This is a genomic window from Singulisphaera chitinilytica (assembly GCF_049331405.1).
Classification (GTDB): domain Bacteria; phylum Planctomycetota; class Planctomycetia; order Isosphaerales; family Isosphaeraceae; genus PoT.
In genome coordinates this window covers 2,301,745-2,316,505 of the sequence record NZ_CP186274.1, presented here as the reverse complement: position 1 = coordinate 2,316,505, position 14,761 = coordinate 2,301,745, and the positions used below count along the sequence as shown (strand labels likewise).

The window sequence follows — 14,761 nt, the reverse complement described above, 5'->3', positions numbered from 1 at the left end:
CCTCCTGCTCGGGCATACGAATCTAAAACGACGACATAATTGCAGCAATGATTCCGATGAGGATGAAACCAAGGAGTAGAGCACCAATGACGCCGATAAGGATCGCCCGAGTTTTCTCCGAGACAGGTAAGGAAGTCCGATAAGGGTCGTAACCTTCAGCGAAATCCCCATCCAAGATCTTAGTACCGGCGCGTCTCTTCAGGCGGATGCGGCAATCATCGAATTTCTCGACCAGGACCCATCCGCCTTTCTTCTCCTCATCGAGCACGGCGCGGAGCCGTTCGGGCCTGCTGAACGCCCCCATGGCCCCTCGCACGATCTTGAATTCCCAGCCCTCGGCCAAGTCTTTATCGCTATAGGGGGTCATCTCTTCTTCCTCTTGCCTCATCAATTCCGCCATGGCGGCCGCGGCAATGGCGGCTGAGTTGGTCCCGACGCTCATCGTCATAACCCCATGCCACGTGGTGGTCCGCAGGGCATTCGCTCGCCGAGGTGAAATATCGAGGTGGCGTCCTCAATCTGGGAGCTCGACTCGTCCAGCCCCCCCTGCTCATACCGAATCTTGTGGATCACAGACTATTGAGGGCAGCGGCCCACCGGAACCCGACAGCCCCGCGTACGACCTCGGGGTGGTCGATCAGCCAGCGGCATCGCTCCACCATGGTCCCTTGCAGAGAATCCAGGTCGTCGAACGCCTGGTTCGCCACCGCCTCGCGCAACAGGGGCCATAGCGGCTCCGCCGGCTGCAGCTCCGGCGTGTAGGCCGGCAGCCGGTGCATCACCACGTTCGCCGGGATCACCAGACGCTTCGCCACGTGCCACCCCGCGATAGGGATCGGGATCGCATCCTCCTCGACTCCCCGCATCGCCATTCCCTCGGCCATTTCAAGACGGCGCCGTGCCTGTCGCCCGAAATAAAATCCCCATCCATGGGCGTCAATCTCACCAGCCCATCCGGGCGGCGAATCGTTCCAGCGGGCCCGTCCGTCGATCGGGCGTCGCTCAATCCCCCTCCTCTCCCAGCCCTTCGAGCAGGCCTGAGGCCGCCGCCTCGAGCGTCCCGAGGGCGGATCGGGACATGGACGGGACTCGCTCGCAGAAATAGGCCGAGACGGCCCACAACCTGCGATCATCCCCAGGTCTCGCGCAGCCTGTCGTATGCGGCCCCATCGCCTCGTAGAGGAGGCCCGCCCGCCAGGATGCGTCCCTTATCGCCGATCGGTCCTGCGGCAGCGAGCGGATGATGCCGATGAGGTCGCCTGCGGTGACGGGCCGGCCGGCGAGCCTCAATACCTCCCGAGATCTCGAAGACTGCTCGCGGCACGCGCCCTCGAAGAACTCGTAGCGGACCTCGAGCGGCGCGTCGTAGGTGTGGACCGCGCCGCCGGGCAGCAGGGTCGGCACGCTGATCGCGAAATGCGCGTCGCACTCCGAGCATCTCCCCAACCTCCCGTCCAGCGAAGGGTCGGTCCGAGACTGCCTCAGGCACCCGGGGCATGAGATCACCGCGACGGGCCCCGGCGGGCGGCCTTCCGATCGCCTCAACTCTTCACCGACCGGGATATCATCAACGGCCATTCGCCTTCGCCTCCTCATAATTGCCGAAGACCTCGTCCATCCGGCGCCTGATCGCCAGGTTCGCCTCGCATTGTGCGCAGCGAGGCTGATACCAGACGGTGCCCCGCTTGCCCTCGAATTGCGTCCCGATGTTCGGACGCACGTGGATGTACTCGCGGAAGAACCGGTAGAAGGCCTCGAAGGTGTACGCATACCTCGTGGCGTCGTGGCCCGCCCGGTCGTCTTGGAGGGAATCCCACCGCGTCTCCTGTTTCTCTAGCGCCGCGACGAACGAGGCCGACGTGTCCGGCGTCATCCGCTGCAGCCGGTCGGCCAAGCTCGCGGTCTCGGCCTCCTTGCGCTTCCGCGGGGACTCATCGCGGCCGAGTCGCCCCTTCAAGTCATGTGGCTGGCCCGACATCCGTTCGAGCTGGCGGGCCTGCATCGCCTCCGCGGCGGCGTCGAAAGTGGCGACGATCATGGGCCTCTCCTCCACGACCGTTCGGACGACCTCCTTCTCGACCACCCGCTCGGGCCGCGTCAGGTAAGCTCGCCGAACGAGGGGACCATGACGGCGAGCGAGAGGGACGCCAGGGCGTCGGCCTTCCTGCCGCCCGGCCCGCCGGCCAGCAGCCGCCTCCCCGACAAGATCGCCGCCCCCGCGACGGCGACGATCAGGGGTAATGCAGATCCTCGCGGGTCGCGATGCGCGATAGATGCGCGAGGTATCCTCGCGGGTCGATACTCCCGATGTATTCTCGCAGTTGCATGTATGTTCCCGATTCAGTTCCTCGACGGGGCTAGGCGGAGGGCGTTCAATTCGTGGTCCGCGCGGCACATCGCGAGGTGGATCGCGAACATGACGCCCCCGAACTGGATCGCCTTGGTTTGGCCCCGGGTCGACGTGGAGGTTGAGTATCTCCGCGGCGAACTCGGCCTCGTGACCTCGCCTGGAATTGTGGAAAATGAATTTGTTTATGTTATTTTGCTCCGATGTTCGCGGCCACGACAGGCGAGGGAATCCGTCCCCGCGCCCGACGCCGGTCAGCGGACCATGTGCGACCCCGGGGGGGAGGGTGTAATGGCGCGGCCGCATGAGTGAGTTGCCGTAGTCCTGGATCTGTTGCTCCTCCATTTCCCAGCGATTCACCTCCTCGTTCATGACACCCGACATGTAGGCATCCATCATCTGCGAGGCGCGGGCGTTATGGGCCCGGATGGCCGCCCTCCTCTTCCCCTCCGCATCCTCGGGCGTCTCCTCGTGGACGAGGGCGGCCTTGGCGTCCTCCGCGAGCTTCTGGAGCGCCGCGAGCCGCTCGGCCTCCCTCCTGGCCAGCTCTGCCGGGTCGACCTCGGGGAGATTGACCTCGGGCAGCTTGATCTCCGGCATCCTGAATTCCGGGACCTTGAATTCGGGCAATTTGAACTCCGGTACGTTGAACGTCACCGGCGGGGGAGGTGCAGCCGCGACCGGCGGCGGCGATGGCGGCCGCGTCGAGACGAGGTACGTCGCGGCGATAATGCCGCCGGCGAGCACCGCCGGTCCGGCGAAGACGCCGCCGCCACGCTCTCGCTTGCCCCCGAGCGACCCGCCAGGAGCGAGAAGCACATGTCGGGGATCGGCTCATGCGGGGTAAGTGGTGGGGGCTATTAGCCGGCATGAGCCAATCAAAGAAGCCTCATTATGAAAATAGGGTAAATCAAATAATTGTTTTTAAATAAAATCGTGATCTTTCCACTAGAATAATTCTGTGTATTCGCCGGAATCGTGGGCCCAGTGGATTCCCGGCGTGATCTTTGCTTGAGAATACTCCGGCCTCGGCCACTCTCTCGAAGGCAAGGGTCGCGGGGCAGGTCTCCCGCTGACTCGCCCTCGTTGTTCGAGCCCGTCGTCCGTCCGGGCGACGCGTCACGCATCCTGATCCAAGACCATTGAGGCCGGGCGGAATCGAAGCGAGCGTCCATGGAGACGCGTCGCCGAGGACGTCGCCTCTACTGATGGGGAGAAACGCCATGGAAACATCCTATCCCAAGGCCAGCGACTTGCTGGCCGTCCGCAGCCGTGTGAGTTGGCCCGCGATCGCCGCCGGAGCCATGATCGCCACGGCTGTCTATTTCCTCCTGACCCTCCTCGGGGTCGCTCTCGGGCTCGAGATCGCCGTTCGGGGCGCGACCGCCCATCTCGGCGCCGGGGCCGCGGTCTACTCGATCGTCACGCTGCTGCTGGCGATGTTCCTGGGCGGGTGGTCCACCAGTCGCCTCGCGGTCGGCGAGAGCAAGCTGGAATCCATCCTCTACGGCGTCATCCTCTGGGGGACGCTCTTCCTCGGTCTCATCTGGCTGTTCAACACGGGAATCCGTACGGGCTTCGGCGCCATGCTCGGCCTTTCTTCGGGGGCTTACTCCGCATTCGCGGAGGCCGACGGTGCGGACGCTCCGGCCGCCCGCGGCATCGTCGAGCAACTCCGCCGTCGATATGACACGGAGCTCGGCGGCGAGCGATTCGTCGCCGATTTGAAGAAGGCCGGCCTGAGCGACGAGCAGGCTCGGACGGCCCAGGCCGAATTCAAGAGATCCATCGGGAGAGTCATCGATGACCCGGCCGCTGCGCCCGATGTGGCGCGTGATATCGCCAGCCGCCCCGACGTCCAGCAGGCCGGCACCAATATGGTGGAAGGGACCCGGCGGGCCACCTGGTGGACCTTGCTCGGGGTCTTCACCTCCATGGCGGCGGTGATCTTCGGATCCCTCGTCGGTTCGGGCGAGGTGCTCCAGCCCGTCCCGATACTCGGCGTCCGCCGCCGCGAAACGCGCCCGTCGCATGCCTGAACAACTGGCGCAGGTCGGTCCTCCCCCGCGACAGCCCGTGGGGGAGGAGATCCCGATCACTGTCCGGGATCAAGGCCCTGGGCATTGCTCTCACGCCCAGGCTCGTGGTGGATGCCGCCTCTTGCACCACGAGCCTTGAACCGCGCTCGGACGTAGGACGAGATGGCGAGGGCCGCCACCCCGGCCTGACCCTCGGGCCGGAAGCCGGCCGCTCAACAATTGGGAATTCATTGCTCGAAGGGATGCTTGGGCTCGACGCGTCTCCCGATGTCGACCTCGATGGTGCCGAAGGATTGCTCGTAATGCTGGATCGTCGCGGCCAGGGCCACCATGAGACGCTTGGCCGTATAGAAGGTCGTGACGATGCGGAGGTCCGACGTGATGGTCCGAGCACTCGTCGTGACAAGCTGGGGATTCAGGGCGAAGTCGAAGAGTGCCTCTTCCGCGGTGGCGATGACCCGGCAGAAGTTGCTGTAAGTGGGTTGTGCCCCCGAGTCGTCGATGACGACCCCCTCAGTGGGGGGTCGAATCTGCGGCGGTGTCGGGTTCGTCGAGAGGGGACGATCTCCGGCCGACCGGATGTCTCGCATGTGGATCCTTTCGCCTTGCTTGACAGGAGAACCTCGAGAAGGGCGAGTTTAATCGGGCCACTCGACGCCGGTCAGCACGCGTGGCGGATCCGGGCCGCGATTCCATAGGGCCTCGGGCCAGGATACACATTCGTGAGACAAAGATATAGGGAGAACAAAAATTTTGGAATTTTTGAAGGAAAGCTTTTGTAGGACGTTTTTATAATGTTGATACTATAAAAATGATTATAGTATGATACTGGATGTGATTTGTGATGGTCTCGACGGGAGGTCATGGTGCGTGACGCAACTCAGGGTAGGATATCCTCATACTGCGGGCCAGGCCCGGTGGTCTCCCGGCACCATCTACTCCTTCGACGAGGGGGAGCACTGCCTGGATCTCTTCGTCAGCGGTGTATCGGCCTCGCAGGTGGCGGATCTGACTTCCGGCCTGTTGGATCTGGCACTGGTCATCGACGAGGACCGGATCACCGTCTGCTCGCGTTTCGGGGAGACGATACCCTGGACCCACGCGGCTCCCTTCCACTGGCGACGCCTGTAGCCATCGGAGGTAAACCCGCCGCCTGTTATCTCGCCGTGGGCCGGCGACTCAGCCGCCATCCGGGCGGCCCTGATTGAGGCCGAGGACGATATCGTCAGGGCCTTGCGAGTGGTCTCGCTACCCAACGGCCTGGCGGCCGTCTTGCGGGGAGCAATGCGGGTGCGAGGGAATCCCGCGGCGTACGCGGGGTCATTGATGGGTCAGGTCGCGGGCCTCTACCGGCTCGACCACCATCATCGGATCGGGTGGCAATGAAATGCGTAATACGCTTGCTGGTGGATCCGACGACTTGCCGTGGATGAAGTTGAAGTGCGCCTACATGGGCCGGAATCACCCGCCCCAGCAGATGTCCCGCGATGCTGCGGTAGTGCCGGCAGAATCAGCAGGCAGGCCATTCGCCGGTGGATCGGAATCGGGGTCCGGCCATTGCATCGCGACTCAAGTGGCACTCTCGGATAATCCGATTCGCAGGACATCCCGCAATCGGCGTCGCGCCTCGGTAAGACGCGCCGCTTCCATCGATTATGGCCGGTGAGCGCCGCGACCCTCGCGTAAGCCGTGATTCTCTGGAAAAGCCGAGCTGCAAGTTGGCCCGGTCAGGTACCATCATGAGTGCGATTCGGCTTCCGGGCTCGACCGAGCGTGGAAGCCGACGACTCCTCCTGGCCGAGCGGTTTCCAGGTGAGTTGTATCAATGCCCGGCCGGTGGCGGGGTCGATGGCCCCGAGGTCAGTGACCCCGGTGATCGAGACGACAATAGAGTCCCCCCCCTTGACGTAGGTCGGATCCAGCCCGGATCGAGACGACGAGAGGGCGAACAGGACGGTATCCCCGATCAGGAGCGACCCGCCGGAGGGTAAAGGGACGACCGCCTCGCAACTGCGCCCTCGCTCGATTTCCGAGATCCGCCGCTCGTCAACCGGGTAGATATGCATTATTATATTCCCAATGGTGGAATCCCGCCGGGTATGATCCGACGCCGAGCATGAGTCGGCGGCCGTGGGATGGCCCGACGGCAGTCGAGCGGCGACCGCCTCGGCTTGGGATGGGATGGGATGGGATGATAGGGGGCGCCGCGACCATCACCGGGACAAGGTATGATCCCAGGTCGACGAGATCGACGGCGTAGGCCCCCCGTGGTGGTGTCCCGCAGAGGGCCAAGTCGAGGCTCCCCGCGGGGTCGGTTAGCACCACCGGATGCCGCCGCGATCAATAACGTCCGCCACCGCCACCGCCACCGTATCCACCGCTACGACGGTCGCCGCCATAGCCGCCGCTACGCCTGTCGCCGCCGGACCCACCGCCTGGGCGGCTTTCACGGGGCTTGGCCTCGTTGACCGTCAGGTTCCGGCCATCATGATCACGGCCATTGAGGGCCTGGATGGCTGCCTGGGCCTCGGCATCCGAGCACATCTCCACGAAGGCGAAGCCCTTCGAGCGGTTGGTGTCCCGATCCACGATGACCTGGGCACTCTGGACCATCCCGAATGGGGTGAACATCGCCTCGAGGTCGGACTCGTTGACGTTGTAAGTGAGATTCCCGACGTACAGCTTCTTGGACAAATTCAGCTCCGCAGCGAAATGGCGGCGTCCCGCATGATTCTTCCCGGGTCGAGGAGAAAGGAGGGCTCGTAGTGAGCCCATCGGGCGGGAGAGGCGAGGGAGGGTAGCGGCGACAGGTTCGGGAGAACCGGCGATGCTGCTCGTTCGTCAGACCAACCGATTGGAAGATAACAAACATTTGAAAAAATTAACAGGGAAATCTCGTTATTCTTCTCTAATATTTCGTTTCGGCCATCGCGAATGCTTCCTCTCCTCCGCGGGCCGGATAGCGGATAGAATGACGTCAAGCCGCGTCGGACACAGGGATGGGGGCTGCGCCAGTCAGTGTGGCCCAGCCTGCACTCGGCGGACGAATCGCCGTCGAAGCGATGGGGACGCTGGCCGTTCGTCGCCGCCCATCCTGCGGGGCGAGGCCGAAGGGATGTAAAATCATGGATCGGACCGAAGCGGTTTTCCTCGACCTGTTCTCCACGCTGAGGGATAGCTTGAAGGAGGAGGCCGGCATCGGACTCGCTCTGAAGGCAGAAGGCCAGGACGTCACCCTGAGGATTCGAAGCGAGAGGCATGCGGGCGACGAGAAGCGGCCTTTCTTCGCCATCGTCATCGGTGCGGCGGAACGTGATGAGGCGTTCCGGGTCACTTACAATCCAAGCGGAACCCCATGCGCCGAGCGGCAGGTCGCGATCGTCGATGCGGCCTCCGCCGAGGAGTTGCTCGGCCTGGTCCGACACTACGTCGAAGAAGAGAGGCGGAGGCTGGTCGACTACCGCGAAGAGTGCTAAATGTCTACATCTCGATGCCTCCTCGGTAGCTTTTGCGTCCCCGCTCGTGATGCCGTTCGCCATATCGCCGTGCGGGGCCGCGCGAATGTATTCGAAGTGTCCGTGGACTCCGGCCCTCGAGTCCATCGCCCAGGCTTGACCCCATCGCCGAAGGGGCCAACTAGCGAATCCCCTATCCGGAGTGGACCACACCGGCTCCCCACATCTTGAAGATTTTCGCGGGCCGATTACCGGCCGGGAGTGTGCTACGCATTTGGGGTAGCTCTCTCTTTCGAGGTTTGTGCCGGTAGGCTCGAGTTGTATTACTCGACAAGTCTGCACATTGTCGGATGAGACGGCCAGCCGATCTACCTGAGTGCGGGCGATCTCCCGCAGCTCGACCTCCTCGACGATGCGACCAAGGGCGGTAAGCATCGATCGGCGGATTGCCCTTGGCGTACCAGGGCATCGCCGAACTGATGAAGACGAGTTCGTCTCCTCTACTTCTCCTATTCCGGCGAGGTCAGGCGAAAGGTACCTGACATTGCAGATGAAGGTGAAAGAGTCGCTGGCCTCCGTCAACGAGGCAAGCGGCACGCATCAACCTCGAGGATCGGTCCGGAGGATAAGAATTGGGATAAACGTCCCCCGCTATGGAATCGGGGCGAGCCAGGGCGATTCGCAACGGCGTGCAACCGCAGCACATTTGAAAACGAACGGATGAATCGCCCGGCCACAGCCTCTCGGTCGACTCGCACATGAGGCATAGGCCGCCTCGGGAAGAGTTCGGCAGGTAGTTAAATGCTTATTCTTAAGGTGGCGAAGTATTCGTGCCTTGGTGGGCGGGTAGATCGTGGTGGCAAGCCTGACTCGGTGTCCTTCTCAGTTCCAGCAGGACAGCATCATCGGGACGAGGTTGTCGAGGTTGACGGGCTTGGTGCAGTAGTGGTTGAAGCGGGCTGCAAGGTATGGCTCCGTGCCGGTCTCGAGGTCATAGGCCGAGATCGCGATGATCGCGGTCCTGGCGAGCGTGGGATCGGCCCGGATCGCGGCCGCCACCTCGTAGCCGCTCATCCCGGGGAGCCCGATGTCCAGCAGCACGAGGTGGGGGAGGAATCTCCGGACCTTGGGCAGGACCTGGGGGCCCGTCGCAACCGACTGCACATCGAACCCCATGTGCTTCAGGTACATGACCATGATCCGGGCCAGGTCGGAGTAGTCCTCCGCGATCAAGATCCTGAGGCTGCCGCGGCCGAGCCGAGTGGCCGTCTTTGCGATGAGGTCTATGAAATCTTGCATGGAGACTCCCGAGGGCTTCAGGATTACGCCGGCCAGGCAGGCCAAAGTCCGGCGTGCAGGCAACGTAATGCCTGAGGTCCGTCGGGTTGGAATGCGTGGTACATTGCCATTATTTTGTATTGCACATCTTAGGCCGCTGACGTCGCATGCGGAAGAACTCGAGGTCCTGGCTCACAATCCACTCCGCGCCCGAGATTCAATTAATCTCTACCTCCGAAGATGATTGATGGCAACTTTCGGAAGTCGAAGGGCTTGGTGGTGGCCGAAGCCCGCGCCCCTCGCTCTTTCCCGGGCTCCCTCGTCGCCATAGCCCCAGATGGCGAGGATGGCCGACTTGCACCGGTCATCCTGGCGCAGCGACGCGGCTACCTCATAGCCGTTCATCCCGGGCAGTCCGAGGTCCAGCAGGATCACTTGCGGATTGAATTCACGGGCGAGCTCGATGCTTTCCCGCCCGTCGTGGGCGATCGCCACCTCGAAACACCTGAGCATTCGAAGAGCCTGGCGATCAGCCTCGCCGTTTCCGCATTGTCGCCAACGACGAGCACTCGTCCCCATACATGCCTTCTTCCGGCTCCCGGGCCTCTTCGTGCAGGGGAACGCCCTTCGGCCCGCAGGATCGGCAGGCGGCGGGTGAACTCCGAGCCCGCGTCCCTCCCGCCGCTGATCGCCGCGATGCCGTCCCTCGCATCTCGGCGAGGATACGCACCAGCGAGAGCCCGATGCCCAGGCCGTCGCGGGCACGATGGACTGTCGCGTCGACCTGCGTAACAAGCCGATGCTCTTCGGCAGCATCTCCTCCGTGATCCCAAAGCCCTGGTCGCGTACCCGGAAGACGATCTCCTCGCCGACGATTTCGGTAGAGAGCCGTATGGACTTCCCAGTCTCCGAATAGTTGGCGACGTTCGTGAGGAGGTTGCTCAGAATCTGCTCGACGCAGGTGGCGTCGGCGGAGAAGTTGACGGGGCGTTTGGGCAACGAGACGGTCAACTCATGTTGTTTCTCTTCAACCTGCGATCGAGCCGGTGTGATGGCCCGGGCGCACATGTCGTCGAGGATGACCTCCGATCCCCTCAACTCGATCTTATCCTGAGCGAGCCTGGAGACGTTGAGCAGCTCGTCGATGAGGAGGGTTAAATGCCGGACCATCTCGTGGGCGAGCAACGCGAGGAATTGGTACTTCCTCGCGTCGTTGCTCTTGAGCTCCTGATGGTGCGACACGTTCTCTATTGGCGATAGAGGCGAGCCGGGCGGGCTGCGTGAGAATGTCGTCGTTCGTGACGGTGAAATCACCCTCGTATTTGTCCGCGAGTTGGATCAGGCCCGTGGTCCGGCCGTCGCGGGCGACGGCCGGACCACGGGCCAGCCGTTGATGGGCCCGGGATGTTCGCGGGCCAGCACGACGGGGATCGGACAGGGTCGTCCACCGCATGAGCGTTAAGGTGATCGTGCAGGAACCGGAGACCACCCAGGCCTCGAGCATGCCCAAGGTCGCCAACGAGACGGGTTGCTTCGATTACGCGCTGCCGCTCGACGAGATAGGCCCGGCCCTCTCGCGGTTCGAGGGAGGTTCGACCGATAAGAACTAGATCAAGGCCCAGGTCGGCGGTCCGACCCACGCGAAACCTCGCTATCAGTTCGCACAGCCGGGGACCAGGGCTCAACGGCCAGTTGAAGTCATCGGGGCCTGTTGGATCTAACTCGTCCTTCGGCAAACGCGTTCACGAGGAAATGAATCTGATCCCCCACACGTCTTATGACCACGAGCCTTACGTCGGCGGCCTCTATTTATGCTTTCGGCTAAATCGGCGGTCGGGCTGTGCATCCGGCTTGGATTTTGCGTGTATTTTGATAATCATGAATTTATGGAGTCGTGCCAAGGCGAAGGTCGCCTAGTCCTTCCGGCATCGGCACGCCATCAGTTTGAGGAGCATCGGCATGAGCGAGCCGATCGAGACGACAGAATTCCCGGTCGCCAATCCCGACGCTGAACTTCCAACCGCGAGCGCACCGCCCGAGCAGATTTCGCTGGCGGTGCGTTTGACGGTGCTCATGGTCATCCTCGTCCCCTTGCTTGGCGTGATGGCCGCCCCGGCCATGGTCTGGGGCTGGGGATTTCGCTGGACGGATCTCGGGCTCTTGCTGAGTTTGTATGCCTTGACCGTCCTTGGCATCACGGTCGGTTATCATCGATTGTTCGTCCATCGTTCATTCGAGACGAATATGGTGGTGAAATTCGTCTTGGCCGTCCTCGGTTCGATGGCCGTGCAAGGGCCCCTACTGAAATGGGCGGCCATGCATCGCCGCCATCACCAGCACGCCGATACCGCGGAAGACCCTCATTCCCCCCACGGCCCCGATAAGGGAATCCTTGGAGTCTTCCGTGGCCTCTGGCACGCCCACATCGGCTGGATGTTCGATCCCGAGCCGCCGGGACTCGATCGCTATGTGCAGGACCTGAGCCGAAGCCCCACCCTTCGCGCGGCGAGCGTCCTATTCCCTGCCTGGATCATACTCGGATTGGCGATCCCGGCCAGCCTTGGCGGCCTATTGACGGGCACGTGGTCGGGCTTCTGGACCGGGCTGATCTGGGGCGGGTTGGTCCGCATTTTCCTCGTCCATCACGTGACGTGGAGCGTCAATTCGGCGTGCCATCTGTGGGGCATGCGGCCCTATCGGAGCAATGACGAGAGCCGGAATAACGTCGTGTTCGGCGTCCTGGCGATGGGCGAGGGATGGCACAATACGCATCACGCCTTCCCGACATCCGCCCGACACGGGCTCAGATGGTGGCAAATCGACATGAGCTACTGGGTCATCTGGATGCTCGCCCGCCTTGGCCTCGCATGGAATGTCAAGCTGCCTACGATGGAGGCCCAACGCCAGAGGCGGAGGCTTATTTGACCAGGCATGTGGGCATATAAACCCGAGGCGCTCGAGGCGGCTGTCAGGGGCAGGACAGCGCGGTCCTGAATCGCCCCGGCCGCTACCGCCTTCGGGCTATGATTTGCCCAGGGGCCGCATGCAGGTCCTGACGCCGGCCGTGTTCGGTTCACCCCGCGCAGAGCCAGTAGTGCTCGACGTCGCCTGGCCGCCATTCGTGGCAACGAGGGACCTCCGATGCCCTGCTCCTTCAGGGCTTCGGCTGGGACAGGAGTCGTCAGCCGAGCCCTCCCACTGCGGTACGTCGTGGACGGGGATCCAGCCGATCACCCCGAGCCGGCGGACATCGGCCGGCTCCTCCCGAAACTCGTCCCGCTGGGGGGCCGCCCAGACCTCGGTGGCGAACGCGTGCAGCCCACCCGGCTGCCCCCACAGGCCACGGAGGAATGCTCAACCTCGCAAACAAGGGCCCGACGCTCCCGAGGGGCACGTCGCCTTAATTCCGGCCAGACGTCCTCGAGCCGCCGCCGAATGGCGTCCTCGTCCCGCCGGATCGGTTGCTGCGGGGTCCAATCCAGTTCCTTGAGGAGGCGGCCGATGTGGCTCTTGTGGGAGTGGACGCCAAACTCCCACTCGATGACCTTGGCGACGCGGGCTCAGGACCAGACCCGACCTCGGAAGCCATAGGGCTCAGGCCCATGCCAAAGAAGTTCGGGGATCGGCTGCTTCTGCCCGGCAGAGAGCTTCGGCAAGGCATCAGGTGCGAGGCGAGCCCGGGGCGCCTCGGGCCTCGGCCGACCAGTGGCCGACGGAGACCTCGGCGACGTCGAAGGCCTTGGCGATGCCACGCTGATGCCGGCCCTTGAGGCACAGCGTGCGGAACCTCCACCATTCGCGACATTCATGCGGGATGGGGGGAGTCGTATCCATCCCATCATTTTACTGCCGCCTACTTAACGCGATTCACGCGCCGGTCAGTCATAGGCCTGGCGGCCGGTACGAGGTCCGGCGGGATGCAATAAATTGACTTGTAAAAAATGATTTTTAGGTTTGTTTTGTATCGTTTGTTCGGATTGCGAGGTGATGCGATCCCCGGACGCTCTCGAGGTTCAAGTCGGGACGCGGCGCCCGCGACTTCGAGGGTGGCCGGGGATCAGTTGAGAGCATTCACCTCGGTCTCGCGGCCTTCAGGAGGCCGGTAGCCGAAGAAGTGGCGTTCCTTGATGAGCTTGGCGACGCCGGGCGGGACCATCGTCTCCCAGGTGGGGTCGTTGTCGCGGATCTTCACGAGGACGTCCCGGGAGAAGATGCGCAAGTAATCCTTGTTGTAGAAGTCGATGCTCTCGATGTAGCCATTCTCGGCGAGGTGCTCGTAGAGGCCCTGGAGGCTGGGGGAGACCTTGAGCTTCTGCACGGTGATCAGGTGTCGCGTGGCCGAGTCGAGGAGCGGGTAGACGTAGAGGCGGAGGTCGTTGCGGAAGAGCCGGCCGAACGACTCGAGGATGCCACCCTCGAGGTGGTCGTAATACTTCTCGTCGAAGAGGTCGATCAGGCTCGGGATCCCCATCGTGATGCCGATCGGCATCTTGGTGTAGCGCCGGAGGTAGGCGGCGAGGCGGTAGTACTCGAAGTAGTCCGAGATGAGGACCGTGGACCCGGTTGCGGCCAGGACGTCGGCTCGGGCGAGGAAGTCATTGTAGTCGATGTCGCCGTGCTCCCCGGCCGTCGAGCGCAGGTTGCGCATCGTCAGCTCCATCAGGGAGACGATCTCCGGCTCGGCCTTGCCTTCCGTCCGCGACGAGACGTGCTGGGCGAACTGCAGGCGTGCGGATTGTTGCATGTCGATGTTGACATGCGTCACCGGCCGGAACGACCCGCGCTCGACGAGGATCGGCTTCTTGTAGAGGACCTCCGACGGCTGCAAGACCTCGCCGGAGGCCGAGAACATCGCGGCGTCGCTGAGCTCGAGCTGGACGAGCTTCAGGCTCATCAGGCGATGGTCGATCCCCTGGAACTCGGGGCCCGAGAACTTGATCATGTCGACCTCGATCCGCTCGGCGGAGAGGTCGTCGATCAGGGAGTTCATCAGCTCGTCGGGATTCGCGTAGCTGAAGAATGCGCCGTGAATCAGGTTGACGCCGATGATGCCCAACGCCTGCTGCTGCGAGACGTTATCCTTGTCGAGCATGCGGACATGCAGCACGATCTGGCTGGGCTCGGCACCCGGCGTGGCCTGGTACTTGATGCCCATCCAGCCGTGGCATTCGTTGGTCCCGTGGAAGTTGCGGGCGGAGACGGTGTTGGCGAAGACGAAGAAGTCGGTGTCGTCCCCGCGCTTGGGGCGGAGCCGATCCTGGAGCAGTTCGTACTCGTAGTCGAGCATCGTCTCGAGCCGCTCGCGCGAGACGTAGCGCGGCGAGGGGCCGTAGATGGCGTCGCTGACGGTCATGTCGTACGCGGAGATGCTCTTGGCGATCGTCCCCGCGGCGCCTCCGACCTGGAAGAACCATCGGACGACTTCCTGTCCGGCTCCGATCTCGGCGAAGGTTCCATACTTGCGCGAATTCAGATTGATGGCCAAGGCCTTCTGCTGGGTGACCAAGTTCTTGCGGTCGGTTTTCGGTTCCAATCTCGCCTCCATCATCTCGTTGTCATCTGCCCCGGCCGGGCAAGAGCGGCATTGTAACAAGTGGAGCGGCAAGATGGCGCATGACCTCGCCCTCGGAGGCAAGCCTCCC

Annotated in this window: 17 protein-coding genes; 5 read left to right on the top strand and 12 right to left on the bottom strand. The window is 63.1% G+C overall.

Annotation, left to right across the window (positions count from 1 at the left end):
- Positions 1-22: 22 nt before the first annotated feature.
- The 4 genes from ACOYYX_RS09255 to ACOYYX_RS09240 all read right to left on the bottom strand — a co-directional run bounded on the left by ACOYYX_RS09255 (position 23) and on the right by ACOYYX_RS09240 (position 3,166).
- Positions 23-442, bottom strand: coding sequence for a hypothetical protein (locus ACOYYX_RS09255; RefSeq protein ID WP_422929643.1), 420 nt, complete (start codon positions 440-442; stop codon positions 23-25).
- Between the two features lie 127 nt (positions 443-569).
- Positions 570-872 carry a hypothetical protein gene (locus tag ACOYYX_RS09250; protein ID WP_422929642.1) on the bottom strand — a complete coding sequence of 101 codons (303 nt, stop codon included), beginning with the start codon at positions 870-872 and terminating at the stop codon, positions 570-572.
- A 130-nt stretch (positions 873-1,002) separates the two neighbouring features.
- Positions 1,003-1,578 carry a hypothetical protein gene (locus ACOYYX_RS09245; RefSeq protein WP_422929641.1) on the bottom strand — a complete coding sequence of 192 codons (576 nt, stop codon included), beginning with the start codon at positions 1,576-1,578 and terminating at the stop codon, positions 1,003-1,005.
- Positions 1,568-3,166 (bottom strand): hypothetical protein, encoded by a 1,599-nt coding sequence (locus tag ACOYYX_RS09240; protein WP_422929640.1) that lies wholly within the window; start codon positions 3,164-3,166, stop codon positions 1,568-1,570. The genes ACOYYX_RS09245 and ACOYYX_RS09240 overlap by 11 nt, the downstream gene beginning before the upstream one ends.
- 404 nt (positions 3,167-3,570) lie before the next feature.
- Here ACOYYX_RS09240 and ACOYYX_RS09235 point away from each other — a divergent pair, with 404 nt between their 5' ends.
- Positions 3,571-4,386, top strand: a complete 816-nt coding sequence (locus tag ACOYYX_RS09235; RefSeq protein WP_422929639.1) for a hypothetical protein — start codon at positions 3,571-3,573, stop codon at positions 4,384-4,386.
- A 227-nt stretch (positions 4,387-4,613) separates the two neighbouring features.
- Here the strand turns inward: ACOYYX_RS09235 and ACOYYX_RS09230 are convergent, their stop codons facing one another.
- The gene (locus ACOYYX_RS09230) at positions 4,614-4,976 is read right to left on the bottom strand and encodes a DUF3467 domain-containing protein (RefSeq protein ID WP_422929638.1); all 363 of its coding nucleotides are present in this window, start codon (positions 4,974-4,976) and stop codon (positions 4,614-4,616) included.
- 280 nt (positions 4,977-5,256) lie between these two features.
- On the opposite strand from ACOYYX_RS09230, the gene ACOYYX_RS09225 reads away from it, so the two are divergent.
- Positions 5,257-5,517 carry a hypothetical protein gene (locus tag ACOYYX_RS09225; protein ID WP_422929637.1) on the top strand — a complete coding sequence of 87 codons (261 nt, stop codon included), beginning with the start codon at positions 5,257-5,259 and terminating at the stop codon, positions 5,515-5,517.
- A 596-nt stretch (positions 5,518-6,113) separates the two neighbouring features.
- Here the strand turns inward: ACOYYX_RS09225 and ACOYYX_RS09220 are convergent.
- Both ACOYYX_RS09220 and ACOYYX_RS09215 read right to left on the bottom strand, forming a co-directional pair.
- Entirely contained in the window at positions 6,114-6,452 is a 339-nt protein-coding gene (locus ACOYYX_RS09220; RefSeq protein WP_422929636.1) for a hypothetical protein, read from the bottom strand.
- Between the two features lie 274 nt (positions 6,453-6,726).
- The gene (locus tag ACOYYX_RS09215; protein ID WP_422929635.1) at positions 6,727-7,080 is read right to left on the bottom strand and encodes an RNA recognition motif domain-containing protein; all 354 of its coding nucleotides are present in this window, start codon (positions 7,078-7,080) and stop codon (positions 6,727-6,729) included.
- A 431-nt stretch (positions 7,081-7,511) separates the two neighbouring features.
- On the opposite strand from ACOYYX_RS09215, the gene ACOYYX_RS09210 reads away from it, so the two are divergent.
- The gene (locus ACOYYX_RS09210) at positions 7,512-7,862 is read left to right on the top strand and encodes a hypothetical protein (RefSeq protein ID WP_422929634.1); all 351 of its coding nucleotides are present in this window, start codon (positions 7,512-7,514) and stop codon (positions 7,860-7,862) included.
- A gap of 861 nt (positions 7,863-8,723) precedes the next feature.
- Here the strand turns inward: ACOYYX_RS09210 and ACOYYX_RS09205 are convergent.
- On the bottom strand, positions 8,724-9,140 hold the full coding sequence (locus ACOYYX_RS09205) for a response regulator (protein ID WP_422929633.1): 417 nt from the start codon (positions 9,138-9,140) through the stop codon (positions 8,724-8,726).
- A gap of 207 nt (positions 9,141-9,347) precedes the next feature.
- Positions 9,348-10,361, bottom strand: coding sequence for a hybrid sensor histidine kinase/response regulator (locus ACOYYX_RS09200; protein WP_422929632.1), 1,014 nt, complete (start codon positions 10,359-10,361; stop codon positions 9,348-9,350).
- A gap of 209 nt (positions 10,362-10,570) precedes the next feature.
- Between ACOYYX_RS09200 and ACOYYX_RS09195 the strand changes: the two genes are divergently transcribed.
- Positions 10,571-10,729, top strand: coding sequence for a chemotaxis protein CheB (locus ACOYYX_RS09195; RefSeq protein ID WP_422929631.1), 159 nt, complete (start codon positions 10,571-10,573; stop codon positions 10,727-10,729).
- A gap of 349 nt (positions 10,730-11,078) precedes the next feature.
- Positions 11,079-12,044: an acyl-CoA desaturase gene (locus ACOYYX_RS09190; RefSeq protein ID WP_422929630.1), complete on the top strand. Its 966-nt coding sequence runs from the start codon at positions 11,079-11,081 to the stop codon at positions 12,042-12,044.
- 305 nt (positions 12,045-12,349) lie between these two features.
- Here ACOYYX_RS09190 and ACOYYX_RS09185 read toward each other — a convergent pair whose 3' ends face one another.
- The 3 genes from ACOYYX_RS09185 to ACOYYX_RS09175 all read right to left on the bottom strand — a co-directional run bounded on the left by ACOYYX_RS09185 (position 12,350) and on the right by ACOYYX_RS09175 (position 14,664).
- Entirely contained in the window at positions 12,350-12,661 is a 312-nt protein-coding gene (locus ACOYYX_RS09185; RefSeq protein ID WP_422931606.1) for a winged helix-turn-helix domain-containing protein, read from the bottom strand.
- Between the two features lie 118 nt (positions 12,662-12,779).
- Complete coding sequence (locus ACOYYX_RS09180) at positions 12,780-12,953, bottom strand: hypothetical protein (protein WP_422929629.1); 174 nt, start codon at positions 12,951-12,953, stop codon at positions 12,780-12,782.
- Positions 12,954-13,176: 223 nt separating this feature from the next.
- Positions 13,177-14,664 carry a TonB-dependent receptor gene (locus ACOYYX_RS09175; protein WP_422931605.1) on the bottom strand — a complete coding sequence of 496 codons (1,488 nt, stop codon included), beginning with the start codon at positions 14,662-14,664 and terminating at the stop codon, positions 13,177-13,179.
- Positions 14,665-14,761: the final 97 nt, after the last annotated feature.